The following is a 14,474-nucleotide window of genomic DNA, read 5'->3' on the forward strand; positions in this document are numbered from 1 at the left end:
TGACGCTACCTATGACGGACGATGCCCGCGCGCCTGATGTAAAGCCGCCCCCTGAGCGACTCTATGGACGGCAGCGCGGCCATCCGCTTCGCCCGCGTCAGGAACGTCTGCTGGAGGAAGCGTTGCCCCGGCTCCGCTTCCCGCTTGATAAGGCAGCCACACCGGCTGCCGGTTTTGGCAAGCCGCCCCGGCAGATCTGGTTTGAAGTCGGCTTTGGGGGAGGAGAACACTCCTACGCCCAACACACCGAACATCCTGATATTGGCTATATTGCCTCAGAAGTTTTTGATAACGGGCTTTGCTCGCTCCTGACCCGCCTTGTGCCGGTTGGGCAGGAAGCAACCGCGCCCATTCCGGACATGCTGCGTTTGTGGGATGATGATGCCCGCATACTGCTGAAGGCCATGCCGGAAGCTTCGCTGGACCGGCTGTTCCTGATGTTTCCGGACCCATGGCCCAAGGCACGGCACGCCAAACGCCGTTTTGTGCACCCCCAGAATGTTGAACTGGTTGCCCGCGTGCTCAAACCCGGTGCTGTGTGGCGGGTTGCCAGTGATGACCCAACCTATCAGGCATGGGTGGAAGAGGTGATGGCGGCGCAGCCTTATTTTGAAGCGCCCCCACCTGCCACTGAACGGCCGGAAGGCTGGTTCCCTACGCGGTATGAGGCAAAAGCCATCGCCGTAGGCCGGCAACCGCTTTACTGGACATTTACCCGCCGCTGAGTGCCTGACCTGCCTCAGCATACGGTTGCTCTGGCACGGCAGGTTGGGTAAGCAGCCGCTTTACAGCTTTTAGCCGTGCGAAAGGTCTCCGCTTATGAGCCAGTCCCCGCAGCCTGTGCGCCGCGCTCTGATTTCTGTTTCCGATAAAACGGGACTTCTTGACCTTGGGCGCGCTCTTGTGGCGCACGGGGCGGAAATTCTCTCCACAGGGGGTTCCGCCAAGGCCCTGCGGGAGGCTGGCCTTCCGGTTACGGAAGTTTCTGACCACACGGGTTTTCCGGAAATTCTGGATGGGCGCGTCAAAACGCTGGTGCCCCAGATCCATGGCGGCATTCTTGGCCGGCGTGATCTGCCTGCCCATGTGGCGCAGATGGAAGAACACGGCATTGCCCCGATTGATCTGGTGGCGGTCAATCTTTACCCGTTTGAAAAGACGGTTGCCTCTGGCGCAGGGGCTGAAGACTGCATCGAAAATATTGATATTGGCGGCCCGGCCCTGATCCGTGCGGCAGCCAAGAACCATGATCATGTTGTGGTGCTGACGGATACGGCCCAGTACGCCGACCTGATTGACGCCCTTAACAAGGGTGGCAGCACGCTGGATCAACGGCGCGCTTATGCGGGCGCTGCCTATGCGCGGACTGCGGCCTATGATGCCGCTATTGCTGCGTGGTTTGCCAAGCAGGCGAATGAGGTTCTGCCCGAACGCTTCACACTGGCTGGCCAGCGTGCAGAAGTGCTGCGTTATGGTGAAAACCCACACCAGCAGGCTGCTTTCTACCGTGATGGCAGTACGCGCCCCGGCGTGGCGACCGCCGTGCAGGTGCAGGGCAAGGCGCTTTCCTACAACAACATCAATGATACGGATGCCGCGTTTGAAGCCGTGGCGGAATTTGACAAACCTGCCGTTGTCATTGTGAAGCATGCCAACCCGTGTGGGGTGGCTATCGGCTCTTCCCTGACGGAAGCGTGGCAGAGTGCCCTGCGCTGTGATCCAGTTTCCGCCTTTGGGGGAATTGTAGCGCTGAACCGCACACTGGATGCCGCAACGGCGGAACAGATTGCCGGTATCTTTACCGAAGTGATTGTTGCCCCGGATGCCGAAGAGGCCGCTAAAGAGGTTCTGGCCCGCAAGAAAAACCTGCGTCTGCTGCTAACGGGCGCTCTGCCTGATCCGGCAGCAGCAGGGGTGGTTGTGCGTTCCGTGGCGGGTGGGTTCCTGGCCCAGACGCGCGATAACGGCCGCATTACACCAGATTCCCTGCGTGTGGTGACCAAACGCGCGCCGTCCGCACAGGAAATGGCAGATCTGGAATTTGCCTTCCGTGTGGCCAAGCACGTGAAGTCCAACGCCATTGTCTACGCCAAAAACAACGCAACTGTGGGCATTGGCGCAGGGCAGATGAGCCGCGTGGATTCCGCCCGCATTGCGGCGTCCAAAAGCGGGGAGGCCGCCAAGGCCGCTGGCTTGGATGCGCCGCTGACCCAAGGTTCAGTTGCGGCGTCTGATGCCTTTTTCCCGTTTGCTGATGGCCTTGAAACCATTGTTGCGGCAGGGGCCACGGCTGTTATTCAGCCTGGTGGTTCCATTCGGGATGATGAGGTGATTGCTGCGGCGGATGCCGCCGGAATTGCCATGGTCTTCACTGGTATGCGTCATTTCCGCCACTGACACGCTTTTCCGGCTCTTGCCGGAACGGCTTTCCTGTCGAACAATGGCGTAAAGTTTCACATATCTCTGTCTGGTGTCGCTCAGATGCCGGGCGGAGATGGTTTCATTGGTTGACCCCATGCGCCTTTTGCTTTCTTTTCCAGCATCGCTGCTGGCTTCTTCCATTGCGGTGGCCGCACCGGCCGCACACCATGCCTCTTCCTCACAATATGCCGCGCATCAGACCGTTACGGAGCAACAGGCTGTTGGTGTGTATGATCTGTCCGGTCTGCCGCAGTTCAGTGGCAAGGTGGTGCAGTTTCTGCCCTCTCCTCATGGCAGTGTGACAGGGCTGGTGCTGGAAGATGGAACGCAGGTTCTCGTCTCGCCGGAGCAGGGGCATACACTGGCTGGATTGGTAAAACCGGGCGATACGGTTTCCATCCGCGGGCTGAAGGCGCGTACTCTTCCGCTTATTCGGGCTTTTGGCATTACCAGCCCGCGTGGCCGTGGCATGCAGGATAATTTCATCTCCATGCCGCAGCAATCGACCGAGATGATTGCAGGGCCGGATATTGTTCTGCATGGCGAGGTCTGGCTCTCCCTCTATAATCTGGATGGGCAGGTAACGGGGGCGGTGTTGAAAGATCACTCCGTTGTCTATCTTTCTGCACGTGAAGCGAGCCGTGTTGCAGCGTGGCTCAAGCCGGGTCAGCCCCTTTATGCGGTAGGCACCGGCAGCAGCGGGGAACTCGGCACGGCAATTGATGCGCGTGAGATCGGGCCTTCTGCCAACCAGTTGACAGGCATTGCTGTTGGCAATGGTCCGCCCCCCGGCCCGGCACCAGGGAGTGCAGGGTATGATATCATTCCTGGGTCAGAAGAGCACTGAGACCGTCTCTTCAGTTTGCTATCGTTTCTTTTTTGAAGAACTTTCAGGCCGTTAGCGCGTTGTAACCTTAGAAGCATAAGCATGCCGAAGCTTTCTCTGAACAGGGGCAACGGTTTTCTTGAGGAGAGACGCGATGGCGATTTTGAGATGGGTTCTTGTTTTTCTGATTTTGGCGCTGATCGCTTCCGTTTTCGGGTTTGGCGGCGCGGCGTCCAGCTTTGCTGGAATTGCCAAAATTCTGGTGTTTGTCTTTGTGGTTCTGCTGGTGATCAGCTTCTTCTTTGGTCGCTCTCCATAACGGCATTTTCACGAACGGATAGGACGAGACAAAAGTGTGGTGGCTCTTTGCCCCACACTTTTTTTATGGCCTGAGACCGAATACAGGACGTGCAGAAAGCGGGCAGATGCGGCTGCTTCACCCAATGGTTACCGCTTTTGATGCAGGATGGGCTGCGGGGGCATAAAGCTCCGGCAGGTTCAGGCCTGTTTTCTATGTGCGGCCATGCACCACAATACCCCGGTAACCAAAAAGATCATGGCGAAGGTTTCGGTGCCGGTGGGCCAACGGTGTTCCCACAGAAAACTATAGAGCAGGGCGAACAGGGTTTCGAACACGATCATCTGCCCACTCAGGGAGAGCGGGAGAAGGCGGGCTGCCCTGTTCCAGAATCCGTTACCAATGATGGATGAGAAAATCGCCACACCACCGCATATGGTCCAGAAGCGGAGCCAGTCCATGCCTGCGTGGGGTGGATACCCTGCAGACCCAGGGTAGAAAAAAGCAGGAAGGCCGAGTGCCATTGCCTGTGCCCCAGTGATAACGCCCGTCAATAATGACCAGTCATGCCCACTGATGTGGGGCCGCCGCCGAAGCCATCGGCTGTTCATGACAGAATACGCCGTCCAGGCGGCCAGAGCTCCCACCGCACAGAGAATACCCAGCACATAGTCCCACATCGAGGAAGGCATAGGGGAAGAACTGGACGCTGACGTGTGAAGCCATGATCCGCAGACAATCAACACAATGCCCAAAACGCTGAGCAGAACAGGTGCCCCAACATGCCTGAGTGGCATGCTGTCCTGATCGCGTGAGGCGCAAAGTAGCACAGTAATGGGCAAAAACCCGATAATCAGGGACGTGGCCGGGCCGCCAATCAGCGGGACGGCGGCGGCCAGAAACACGTAGTAAATAAGATTGCCCAGCAGGCTGAGCCAGAACAACGCGCGCCATTCTTCCTGATTGACCTGCTGGCTGACCATTTTCCAGCGAGGGGCGAGCATCACACAGGAAAGGATACCGTACAGGATATAGCGTCCCGCTGCCATCTGGAGCGGACTGAAATCCTGCAGGAGCCGAGGGACAAGAAAAACAATGCCCCACAGGGCACCTGCCATTACGCCATTGGCCAATCCGGCCAGCAATGTTCTGGATGAGGTCATGAAAAGAGAACTTTCCTCAATCAGATAGCGTCAATCAGGCAGAAGGAAAGAAAAAGCGGGCTGAGGGCAGGGAGAGCAGGAGAGCCGAGTGACTTTTTCTTTGTTGTTAGGCGTCACAAGAAAAACCCCCGTTGGCAGCAGGTGCCAACGGGGGAAGAAGACTACCCTTCAATCTGGGTAAAATCGGCAATCAGGCGCATCATGCGGACCACTCGGGCCAGAAGATGCAGTCGGTTAAGGCGTAGTTCAGGCTCAGGCGCGTTGACCGTCACGGCCTCAAAGAACTTGTCCAGTGGCGCGCGGAGTGTTGCGGCCTCCTTCATCGCATCGGTAAAGCGTTCTTCTGCAAACGCCTTTTCCACAGCCGGTTCGACGTGATCCAGTGCGCTGGCCAGATCGCGCTCTTCGGTTTGGGTGTACAGGCTGGCATCCGGCGTTTTTTCGTGCGGGCCATCCTTTTTGTCTTCAATGCGCAGAATGTTGGCGGCGCGACGGGTGGCCGCCAGCAGATTCTTGCCATCCTCCGTTTCCAGCATGTCCTGCAATGCCTGGGCACGGGCGAGCAGCCGCACGATATCTGTGTCCGTATTGCCGACCGAGATGGCGGCCAGACAATCATACCGTGCGCCTTCTGACCGCAGTTGCACGCGCAGCCGTTCAGCAATGAACTGAGGCAACAAGCCCAGGTCAGGTGCGTTCTGCAAGGCTTCGGGCAGCGCTTCTGCTGCCAGCGTAAAGAGCTTAACCAGATCCAGCCGCAGGGTGTTTTCACGGATCAGGCGGATAATGCCCAATGCCGCACGGCGCAGGCCAAACGGGTCGCCAGAGCCGGACGGTTTTTCACCAGCCGCGAAAAATGCCGTCAGCATATCAAACCGATCGGCCAGACCCAGTACAACGGAAACCGGCGCTGTGGGCACGGTGTCTCCGGGGCCGCGCGGCATGTACTGTTCACTGATGGCGGTTGAAACAGCCTGTGTTTCACCATCATGACGGGCGTAATAGCCACCCATCACGCCTTGCAGTTCGGGAAACTCGCCAACCATGCCGGTTGTCAGATCCGTTTTGCTCAGCAGCGCTGCACGTTCACAGTCTTCTTTGGAGGCACCGACCATGGGCGCTATCAGCCCGGCCAGCCGCACCATGCGTTGTGTGCGTTCCCCCTGCGTGCCCAGTTTGGCATGGAACGTGATGTTATCGAGCGCGACCAGACGAGAGTGAAGGGTCTGCTTGCGGTCCAGATCCCAGAAATGGCGGGCATCGGCAAAGCGGGCACGAAGCACACGTTCGTTTCCTGCCACAACAAGCGCGCCGCCATCCGTTGGCACAATATTGGCCACAAAGGCAAAGCGGGGGGCGGCTGTGCCATCACTGTTGCGCAGAGCGAAATAACGCTGGTTCACGCGCATGGAAACCTGCATCACTTCCGCAGGCAGATCCATGAACTGTTCATCAATCCGGCCCAGGAAGGGCACCGGCCATTCCACCAGTCCGGCCACTTCATCCACCAGTCCGGCATCAGGCACAACGGAAAGGCCTTCGCTTCCGGCCAGTTCGGCCAGCCCTTTGCTGATAACCGTGCGTCTTTCAGCAGCGTTGACCATGACAAACCGGCTACGCAGTGTTTCCTGCCAGTTGGCTGTTCCACTAACGGCTACGGCCCCCGGAGCCAGAAAACGATGGCCTTCTGTCTGGTCTCCTGCCTGTAGGTTGTGGCCGTTATCATCGCCGTGCGCCAAGGTGAAAGGAATCACGTTTCCATCCAGCAGGCACAGGATACGGCGCAGCGGACGCACCCACGTAAAGCTGCTGCCTGCTCCCCATCGCATGGATTTCGGCCATGGAAAACGCCGTAACAGATCAGGCAAGGTTGCAACCAGATGGTCCTGCGCACTCAGGGCAGGTTCCTCGCGTTCCAGCACCCAGAAGCCATTTTGCAGGGTCAGGGCCTCGCGGGAGACACCATGCTTGCGGGTGAAGCCGTCCAGCGCCTTGTCCGGCGCGCCTTCACGCGGGCCGCGTTCGGAGAGGGTGCGGCCCGGCACCATGGCATCCAGCGTGCAGGATGCGGCAATGCGGCGTGGCCCGGTATAGGCTTTCAGGCCTTCAGGCTTGAGGGGGGCCAGGGCTTCAGTCAGCAGCCGAACCAGCGTTTCGCCAGCCTGCTGCTGCATGCGGGCAGGAATTTCTTCAGAAAACAGTTCTATCAGCAGTTCAGGCATGATCTTATTTGTCCTCGCCAGCCAGCCAGGTCTCGCAGCAGAGTTTCGCCAGTGTACGCACACGCCCGATATAGGACGCACGTTCGCTCACGCTGATCACGCCGCGCGCATCCAGCAGGTTGAACAGGTGGCTGGCCTTCAGGCACTGGTCATAGGCAGGCTGGGCTACACCGGCTTCGGCCAGTGCAGCACTTTCTTTTTCGGCATCAGCAAAATGGCGGAACAGAAGATCTGTATCGGCCAGTTCAAAATTGTGGCGTGAGTAATCCTGCTCCGCGCGCAGAAAGACATCGCCATAAGTCAGGCCCGCACCGTTGTAATCAAGGTCGTATACATTTTCCACACCCTGCACATACATGGCCAGGCGTTCCAACCCGTAGGTGAGTTCCGTGGAAGGGAGCACAACGGGAATACCGCCAACCTGTTGGAAATACGTGAACTGGGTGACTTCCATCCCATCACACCATACTTCCCAACCCAGCCCCCATGCGCCGATGGTCGGGTTTTCCCAATCATCTTCCACAAAGCGGATATCATGCTTGTCAGGGTCGATCCCGATGGCGCGGTAGCTGTCCAGCAGCAGTTTCTGGCTCTCTTCCGGCGTGGGTTTGAGTAGAACCTGATACTGATAATAATGCTGGAGCCGATTGGGGTTCTGCCCATAGCGGCCATCAGACGGACGGCGGCACGGCTGTACATATGCGGCCTTCCACGGTGTGCTACCCAAGGCGCGTAATGTGGTGTGCGGGGAGAGCGTTCCCGCTCCAATTTCCTGATCATAAGGCTGGAGAATGGCGCATCCCTGCCTGGACCAGAACTGATGGAGGGTCAGGATCAGATCCTGAAAGGAAAGAGGCCGCTCAGTAGGGCTGGGAGACGCCGGGTCCATGGTCAGGATGAAACTCCGTAGTGTGGCTTGATGACGTGGTACAGTCAGATAAACGCCCAGCCGTAAACCAGCCGGGCGCATGATGCGCCACACCATACAGATGTGCGCGGCATACAGGAAGAGAACCTGGTGAACTCGTGCCGCAGCCCTCTTGCAACGCTCCTGCCCGCGCGCCACATCTTGAACAGAGTGACGTGGCAGCATGCGTAATGTTATGTTCGTATGGAAACAGCCCGCAGTCAGGCAGGAAGGTATGTGATGAACAACGAAGAACGCGACCTTATCTCGAAATTTGTCGCACGGGTGAGCGGTGCGCCACAGGGTGGCTTTGGCAGCGTGCCCAGCACCCGGCCCAACCTGCCGCCGATCGACCCGGAAGCAGATAACTTCATTGCACAGGAATTCCAGAAATATCCGGAAGCCCGCTATCGGATCACGCAGATGGCGGTTGTGCAGGAAGCCGCGCTGGTAGAGGCGCAGAACCGTATCCAGCAGCTTCAGTTCCAGCTTCAGCAGGCACAACAGCAACTGCAGCAGGCCCAGCAGCAGAAACCTGCTTCAAGTGGTTTTCTGGGGGGGCTTTTTGGTGGAGGCCAGCGTCCTCAGCAGGCCCAGCCGCAGCAGGCTCCTCCCGGTTGGGGGGGGAATCCGGGTGCCGTGCCGCCGCCGCAGTATCAACAGATGCCGTATGGCATGCAGCCAGGCATGTTCCAGCGCGGGGGCAGCGGGTTCCTTGGGTCCGCGCTGACAACGGCCACGGGCGTTGCCGGCGGGATGCTGGCGGCCAATGCGCTAACCAGCCTGTTCAGTGATCATCACGGTGCAGGGGCCGGAATGGGCGATGGTGGTTGGGGTGCGGGCGCGCCGCAGAACGAAACCATTATCAATAATTATGGAGACGCCGCTGATCCGTTTGCCGGGCAGGGCACCACGGCTGATCCGAATTTTGATGCCGGAAACAATGCGGACTGGGGCGGCCAGGATGCGGGCGGCGACGGCGGAGATTTTGGCGGCGGCTGGGGCGACGATAACTTCTGACCAACCGGAAAGGGGCGGATCTTCCGCCCTTTTTTGTGTCAGGACGGATCTGTTTCTTTCTTGTCCTTGGCGGCCCCATGGAGCGGATGAGGTCCAGCATGTGTTTGCGTACCGTGGCGTCTGGAATGCTGTAGTAAGCGCGGATCAGTTCAAGTGTTTCCTTGCGGGCAAGCAAGGGCATGTCGTCCTGGGCAAAACCGGGAAGAGGACGGCTGGGGGCTGCTCCTTCAAATAGCGTTTTTCTTTCCGCCAGCCCGAAATAATGGGAGGAATGCGTTTCTGCCCGCTGGGGGAAGGACGGTTTTTCCTGATCATCAAAGAAGAAACTGACAGGCACATCCAGTGCGGCGGCAATTTGATAAAGGCGAGAGGCCCCAACGCGATTGGTACCGTGCTCATATTTCTGGATTTGCTGAAATGTAATGCCAACGGCTTCGCCCAGCTTTTCCTGAGACAAGCCCAGAAGCATGCGACGGAGGCGGATACGTTTGCCAATATGCGTATCCATGGATGTAGCGCGTGGAGAACTGGACGAACTGACCGGTTCCTCTGGAGATGGAGTGTGTGTCACGGTGCCTCTCACGGATGAAGAGACCGACATATAAATCCTATACTAAGACATTATAAAGGAATAATTAACGCTTCAATGTGCTTTTTGTGTCTTTTTGGTAAGTAATCAAAGCAGAGAACATACAGATAAGGCACAAAATAAGCGGCAGAATTCTGCCAAATTGAGCAAAAAACGTCTTTTTTAAGGCGGGCGGTAAAGCCACAATTAAAATGTCAGCTTTTCCCCAATTTATACGTTTCAGTTCGTGCCCATATCCATCATAGGCAATAGATATACCTGTATTTGCAGCGCGCGCCACGGGTAAACCTTCTTCTACAGCCCGTAGTCTGACCGAGGAAAGGTGTTGGCGTGGCCCCGCGCTGTTTCCAAACCACCCATCATTGGTCACATTGGCCAGCCAACGGGGGCGGTCTTTCTCATCCACGACCGCACCTGAGAAAATGACCTCATAACAAATCAATGGCCCAACACCCGGCACGTTGGGCAGATGCCATGTTTGCGGGCCGGGGCCAGCCGCCATTCCGCCCTGCGGTACAATCTGAAGCGGGATGAACGGAGGCTGATATTCCCCAAAAGGAACCAGCCGTGCTTTGTCATAAACAGCTTCAATGCCGCCATCCGGCGCAAGGGCCATTACGGAGTTACGGTAGCGGTTGTCTGTATCCAGCCTCAGCGCGCCAATAATTCCGGCTTCTGCGCCAGCCCCCCATGCCATGATAAGCTGACGGGCGCGGGGACTATCCTGCAACAGATCATAACCGGGAAATGATGTTTCCGGCCAGAGAAAGACGATTGGGCTGGAGGCAAGGGCGGGTGTCGTCTGCTTCAGCTTCTGGGCCTGTAATACGCCGCTGGCTGTCAGCCTGAGGTAGCGCAGAAAAATATCGCGTGGGTTCTGGTGGCCCACTTTTTCCGTTTCCGGCACATTGCCCTGCACAATCACGGCAATGGGTCCATTCTCTCCGGATGGGTGGACGGCATGGAGTCGGAACAGGCTTGCGCTGAGTCCTCCCCCCACAATCAAGGCGGCAAGTGCCAGAACGCGCCAGCGGGATGTGGGGGTAGGCAACAGCACGCACTGTTTCCCCTGCCGGGCGCGCCACGCATCCTGCAAGGCTTCGCCACAGAACAAGGCTCCAAGCACCAGAAGGAGCGTGAGGCCATCAACACCAATCCACGCGGCAGGCTGGATCAGCACATCTCCCACGCGTCCGGGTATGGCCAGAGCGCTGCCAAGCGGATTCCACGGAAATCCGCTGAACAGAAACACGCGGCCCATATCGAACAGGGTCCATGCACCTGCAAAAAAGACCATGCGCCGAGGGCCGGGGCGCGCCAGTAGGCTCAGTGCCGCTGGGGCTGCTGTCATGGGGGCGAGGATGAGGGCGCAGCCAAGGGACGGAAACGGCACAAACCACCAGAATTCTTCCGCACGGATCATGACGGCATTGACCAGCCAATAAAGGCTGGCGGTGTAGAGCCCGAACCCGAACAGCCCACCAGCCCATGCGGCTTCTTTCCACGTGGTGGCGCGATTGATTACCCGCCCCAGCATGGGGAAGGTAAAAAGCAGGATGGGCAGAAAATGGACGGGGGGCAGGGCAAGGGCCGTCAAAGCCCCGATGCCAAGCATGAGTGCCGCCCGGCGTAGAGCAGAACGGCGCTTTTCAGAAGAAGAGGCGCGGAAAAAAGCAGGGCGTTTCACAACAGGATCAGGCCCATGCTGGCAGAGAACTCAAAAAATGGAGACAAGAGAGAGGCGGGGCTCTCTCAGTCCAGTGCATCACGCAGGCGGCGTTCGTAATGGCGATAGTATTTATCAGCCATCAGTTCACTTTTCACCAGAACAGCAACATCGGTTGTGTTGAACTGTGGGTCAATCACCGCGCCATCCCCCACATAGCCCCCAAGGCGGAGATAGCCTTTGATAAGAGGAGGCAGGCGCGCCAGACATTTCCGGTAATCAAGAGCGTGCGGATCAACCCGCAGCATCTCCACCTTGCGTTCCGGCAGGGCCTTTACGCGCAAGGCCGGGGGCGCAAGATGATTATGATAAAGATAGGTCAGTTCATCCGCCAGATCATCCGGGTTGGTGCCAGGCAGGCTTGCGCAGCCAAACAACACATCAATCCGGTGCAGGAAGATGTAGGAGGCAATACCCCGCCATAACAACTGCATGGCGGCCCGACCGCGGTAGTTTTTATCCACGCAGGACCGACCAACTTCCAGCAGACGCCCCGGAAATTCCGTCAGGGCGGAAATGTCATATTCGCTGGAAGAGTAGAAATGGCCGATTTTGGCGGCGGCATCGCTCTGCACAAGGCGGTACGTGCCCACCACGCCGCGGGCATCCGAGGCAATGGCGTTATCAATCACCAGCAGATGGTCTGCAACCTCGTCAAACTCATCAATATCGCGCTTCAGGCGGAGGGTTTCCGGGCTGGGATGGGCCCCCATTTCCTCATAAAACACACGGTAGCGAAGGGCCTGCGCGGCATCGCGTTCCGCTTCCGTGGCGGCAATGCGCACACTCAGATTTCCCCCTCGCAGTTCCGGAAAGCCATTGCGTTCCAGATCAAGGGTGGAGAGGGAACCGGCCGGAGGCTGCTGGGCCGCACTCATGAGCCTGCTTCCTTCTTCTTGCGGGCGCGGGCCGGAGCTTTGGTTTCCTTGACGGGCTGTGGGCGCTTTTTGCCAAACAGCTCAAGCCGCATGGATACAAAATCGAATCCAAGCCGTTCCGCAACCCGGCGCATCAGTTCCTCATGCTCAGGGTCTTCAAACTCGATCACCTTGCCGTTATCAACGTCAATAAGGTGATAATGGTGGCGACCGCCTTCCGTTGCTTCATAACGGGCGCGACCTCCGCCAAAATCCCGGCGCTCCAGAATCCCTTTTTCTTCCAGTAGCCGGACCGTACGATAGACGGTGGCAACGGAGATACGGGAATCCAGCGCCGAGGCCCGGCGATAGAGTTCTTCCACATCTGGATGATCATCTGCGTCTGACAGAACGCGCGCAATAACGCGACGCTGCCCAGTCATTTTCAGGCCATGTTCCACACAGAGCTGCGCGATTCGCGATTCTTCTGCCGACTGAGACTTCAAGGGCGCAAATCCTGCTTATTACCACCTGCATTCATTCTTGTATCAGGTAGCCGAAATGGAAGGGGTTTGTCCAATTTTACACAGACCTACAGGTTTTCTATGCTGCGGTCAGGAAGAAAGTTTCCCGCCCCTGCTGTGGGCCTGAGGAGTTTCAAAACAATGCATAATGCCCTTTTCGACCATCAGGATGGGGCCAGTCCAAGTGCCATGATGTTGGATATCACGGCAGAGAAGTGCCCCATGACCTTTGTCAGAACCCGTCTGGCGCTGGATGGGTTGCCTCCTGGTAGCTTGTTGGCTGTCAGGCTGGAAGGGGAGGAGCCGCGCAGGAATGTCAGCCGGTCCGTGCGGGCGCTTGGGCATCTTATTCTTTCTGAAGAGGAAGAAGCGGATGGCAGCGTGGTTCTGACCATCCAGAAAAAAGGCGGCCCGAAGACCGCCTGAGACCACTGCCAGCACTCAGGCTGGCCTTGATGCAGGCAGAAGGGAAACATGGCCCCCTTCCGCCTGCGCATGGTCAGTTGTTCATGGCTTCAAAGAAGTCATTGTTGGATTTGCTGTATTTCAGCTTGTCCAGCAGGAAGTCCATGGCGTCCATAGTGCCCATGGGTGCCAGAATACGGCGCAGTACCCACATTTTGGACAGGGTGGCGCGGTCAACCAGCATTTCTTCCTTACGGGTGCCGCTCTTGGTGATGTCAATGGCCGGGAAGGTGCGCTTGTCAGCCAGCTTGCGGTCAAGGATCAGTTCGGAGTTGCCGGTGCCTTTGAATTCTTCAAAGATCACTTCATCCATGCGGCTGCCGGTATCAATCAGCGCCGTAGCGATGATGGTGAGTGACCCACCTTCTTCAATGTTACGGGCTGCACCAAAGAAGCGCTTGGGCCGCTGCAGCGCATTGGCGTCCACACCACCGGTCAGCACCTTGCCGGATGATGGCACAACGGTGTTGTAGGCACGGGCCAGACGCGTGATGGAATCCAGCAGGATCACAACATCGCGCTTGTGTTCCACCAGACGCTTGGCCTTTTCCAGCACCATTTCCGTGACCTGCACATGGCGGTGGGCTGGTTCGTCAAAGGTGGAAGAAATCACTTCACCCCGCACAGAGCGGGCCATGTCGGTCACTTCTTCCGGACGTTCGTCAATCAGCAGCACAATCAGGAAGCATTCCGGATGGTTGGCGCTGATGGAGGAGGCAATGCTCTGCAGCATGACCGTTTTACCGGTACGCGGCGGCGCCACAATCAGGGCGCGCTGGCCCATGCCGATGGGGGCAACAAGATCAATCACGCGCGGCGTGAAATCCTGCGTGCTCTTGCCTTTTTTACCCTTGGTTTCGCTTACGGCCGGAGCCTGGTTTTCCACTTCCATCTGGAGGCGGCGCTCAGGGTAAAGCGGGGTCAGGTTATCAAAATTGATGCGGTGGCGTACGGCCTCCGGCGGTTCAAAATTGATGCTGTTGATTTTCAGAAGAGAGAAATAGCGCTCGCCATCACGTGGGGCGCGGATCTGGCCTTCAACCGTATCCCCTGTCCGCAGGCCGAAGCGGCGCACCTGGGTGGGGGAGATGTAAATGTCATCCGGGCCGGGAAGGTAGTTTGATTCGGGGGAGCGGAGATAACCGAACCCGTCATGCAGGATCTCGAGCGTGCCGTCGCCGTATATGGCCTGGTCGTTATCGGCCAAGGCTTTCAGGATGGCGAACATCATGTCCTGTTTGCGCAGAGACGATGCGTTTTCGATATTCAGGTCTTCGGCGCAGGCTAAAAGATCGGCCGGTGATTTGGCCTTGAGTTCCGCAAGATGCATCTAGGAATGCCCTGACTGGCAATAGTTCAGAAGGGGAAGGTCTGGACCGGGAAAAGCCTGCCATCGGAGGTGCCGGTGCATAACAACAGCGTGTTACGCCAGCGTGCCGACGCAGGATGGTCCTGA

At 57.8% G+C, this 14,474-nt stretch carries 13 protein-coding genes and 1 pseudogene; 6 read left to right on the forward strand and 8 right to left on the reverse strand.

Annotation, left to right across the window (positions count from 1 at the left end):
* Positions 1-11 precede the first annotated feature (11 nt).
* The 4 genes from trmB (at position 12) to ASN_RS18685 (ending at position 3,566) form a co-directional block, all read left to right on the forward strand.
* Positions 12-725, forward strand: a complete 714-nt coding sequence (trmB, locus tag ASN_RS08405; RefSeq protein ID WP_058987889.1) for a tRNA (guanine(46)-N(7))-methyltransferase TrmB — start codon at positions 12-14, stop codon at positions 723-725.
* 94 nt (positions 726-819) lie between these two features.
* Complete coding sequence (gene purH, locus ASN_RS08410) at positions 820-2,397, forward strand: bifunctional phosphoribosylaminoimidazolecarboxamide formyltransferase/IMP cyclohydrolase (RefSeq protein ID WP_058987890.1); 1,578 nt, start codon at positions 820-822, stop codon at positions 2,395-2,397.
* A 118-nt stretch (positions 2,398-2,515) separates the two neighbouring features.
* Complete coding sequence (locus ASN_RS08415) at positions 2,516-3,268, forward strand: hypothetical protein (protein ID WP_058989240.1); 753 nt, start codon at positions 2,516-2,518, stop codon at positions 3,266-3,268.
* 133 nt (positions 3,269-3,401) lie between these two features.
* Complete coding sequence (locus tag ASN_RS18685) at positions 3,402-3,566, forward strand: DUF1328 domain-containing protein (protein WP_006557861.1); 165 nt, start codon at positions 3,402-3,404, stop codon at positions 3,564-3,566.
* Positions 3,567-3,745: 179 nt separating this feature from the next.
* Here ASN_RS18685 and ASN_RS08420 read toward each other — a convergent pair whose 3' ends face one another.
* From ASN_RS08420 to ASN_RS08430, 3 genes are all read right to left on the reverse strand, one after another.
* Complete coding sequence (locus ASN_RS08420) at positions 3,746-4,708, reverse strand: DMT family transporter (protein WP_058987891.1); 963 nt, start codon at positions 4,706-4,708, stop codon at positions 3,746-3,748.
* Positions 4,709-4,869: 161 nt separating this feature from the next.
* Complete coding sequence (glyS, locus tag ASN_RS08425; RefSeq protein WP_058987892.1) at positions 4,870-6,930, reverse strand: glycine--tRNA ligase subunit beta; 2,061 nt, start codon at positions 6,928-6,930, stop codon at positions 4,870-4,872.
* Positions 6,931-6,934: 4 nt separating this feature from the next.
* Positions 6,935-7,900, reverse strand: coding sequence for a glycine--tRNA ligase subunit alpha (locus tag ASN_RS08430; RefSeq protein WP_392388294.1), 966 nt, complete (start codon positions 7,898-7,900; stop codon positions 6,935-6,937).
* 177 nt (positions 7,901-8,077) lie between these two features.
* On the opposite strand from ASN_RS08430, the gene ASN_RS08435 reads away from it, so the two are divergent.
* On the forward strand, positions 8,078-8,857 hold the full coding sequence (locus ASN_RS08435; RefSeq protein WP_058987893.1) for a DUF2076 domain-containing protein: 780 nt from the start codon (positions 8,078-8,080) through the stop codon (positions 8,855-8,857).
* A gap of 382 nt (positions 8,858-9,239) precedes the next feature.
* On the opposite strand, the pseudogene ASN_RS20460 reads toward ASN_RS08435, so the two are convergent.
* The 4 genes and pseudogenes from ASN_RS20460 to ASN_RS08455 all read right to left on the reverse strand — a co-directional run.
* Positions 9,240-9,458: pseudogene (locus tag ASN_RS20460) on the reverse strand (helix-turn-helix domain-containing protein); the annotation flags it as partial.
* Positions 9,459-9,492: 34 nt separating this feature from the next.
* The gene (gene lnt / locus ASN_RS08445) at positions 9,493-11,133 is read right to left on the reverse strand and encodes an apolipoprotein N-acyltransferase (RefSeq protein ID WP_058987895.1); all 1,641 of its coding nucleotides are present in this window, start codon (positions 11,131-11,133) and stop codon (positions 9,493-9,495) included.
* 65 nt (positions 11,134-11,198) lie between these two features.
* Positions 11,199-12,050: a GNAT family N-acetyltransferase gene (locus ASN_RS08450; RefSeq protein WP_006557870.1), complete on the reverse strand. Its 852-nt coding sequence runs from the start codon at positions 12,048-12,050 to the stop codon at positions 11,199-11,201.
* Positions 12,047-12,472 carry a Fur family transcriptional regulator gene (locus tag ASN_RS08455; RefSeq protein ID WP_152834744.1) on the reverse strand — a complete coding sequence of 142 codons (426 nt, stop codon included), beginning with the start codon at positions 12,470-12,472 and terminating at the stop codon, positions 12,047-12,049. The genes ASN_RS08450 and ASN_RS08455 overlap by 4 nt, the downstream gene beginning before the upstream one ends.
* Positions 12,473-12,694: 222 nt before the next feature.
* Between ASN_RS08455 and ASN_RS08460 the strand changes: the two genes are divergently transcribed.
* A complete protein-coding gene (locus ASN_RS08460) occupies positions 12,695-12,979 on the forward strand; it encodes a sulfurtransferase TusA family protein (protein WP_082666626.1) in 285 nt (94 codons plus the stop codon).
* A 73-nt stretch (positions 12,980-13,052) separates the two neighbouring features.
* Here the strand turns inward: ASN_RS08460 and rho are convergent, their stop codons facing one another.
* Positions 13,053-14,348, reverse strand: coding sequence for a transcription termination factor Rho (gene rho / locus ASN_RS08465; protein WP_006557874.1), 1,296 nt, complete (start codon positions 14,346-14,348; stop codon positions 13,053-13,055).
* Positions 14,349-14,474 lie beyond the last annotated feature (126 nt).

This window comes from Acetobacter senegalensis, assembly GCF_001499615.1.
In the GTDB taxonomy this organism is placed as follows: Bacteria; Pseudomonadota; Alphaproteobacteria; order Acetobacterales; family Acetobacteraceae; genus Acetobacter; species Acetobacter senegalensis.

Coding starts and splice junctions, on each gene's coding strand:
- trmB (WP_058987889.1), top strand. CDS start 12: ATGACGGACGATGCCCGCGCGCCTGATGTAAAGCCGCCCCCTGAGCGA.
- purH (WP_058987890.1), top strand. CDS start 820: ATGAGCCAGTCCCCGCAGCCTGTGCGCCGCGCTCTGATTTCTGTTTCC.
- ASN_RS08415 (WP_058989240.1), top strand. CDS start 2,516: ATGCGCCTTTTGCTTTCTTTTCCAGCATCGCTGCTGGCTTCTTCCATT.
- ASN_RS18685 (WP_006557861.1), top strand. CDS start 3,402: ATGGCGATTTTGAGATGGGTTCTTGTTTTTCTGATTTTGGCGCTGATC.
- ASN_RS08420 (WP_058987891.1), bottom strand. CDS start 4,708: ATGACCTCATCCAGAACATTGCTGGCCGGATTGGCCAATGGCGTAATG.
- glyS (WP_058987892.1), bottom strand. CDS start 6,930: ATGCCTGAACTGCTGATAGAACTGTTTTCTGAAGAAATTCCTGCCCGC.
- ASN_RS08430 (WP_392388294.1), bottom strand. CDS start 7,900: ATGCGCCCGGCTGGTTTACGGCTGGGCGTTTATCTGACTGTACCACGT.
- ASN_RS08435 (WP_058987893.1), top strand. CDS start 8,078: ATGAACAACGAAGAACGCGACCTTATCTCGAAATTTGTCGCACGGGTG.
- ASN_RS08450 (WP_006557870.1), bottom strand. CDS start 12,050: ATGAGTGCGGCCCAGCAGCCTCCGGCCGGTTCCCTCTCCACCCTTGAT.
- ASN_RS08455 (WP_152834744.1), bottom strand. CDS start 12,472: ATGACTGGGCAGCGTCGCGTTATTGCGCGCGTTCTGTCAGACGCAGAT.
- ASN_RS08460 (WP_082666626.1), top strand. CDS start 12,695: ATGCATAATGCCCTTTTCGACCATCAGGATGGGGCCAGTCCAAGTGCC.
- rho (WP_006557874.1), bottom strand. CDS start 14,348: ATGCATCTTGCGGAACTCAAGGCCAAATCACCGGCCGATCTTTTAGCC.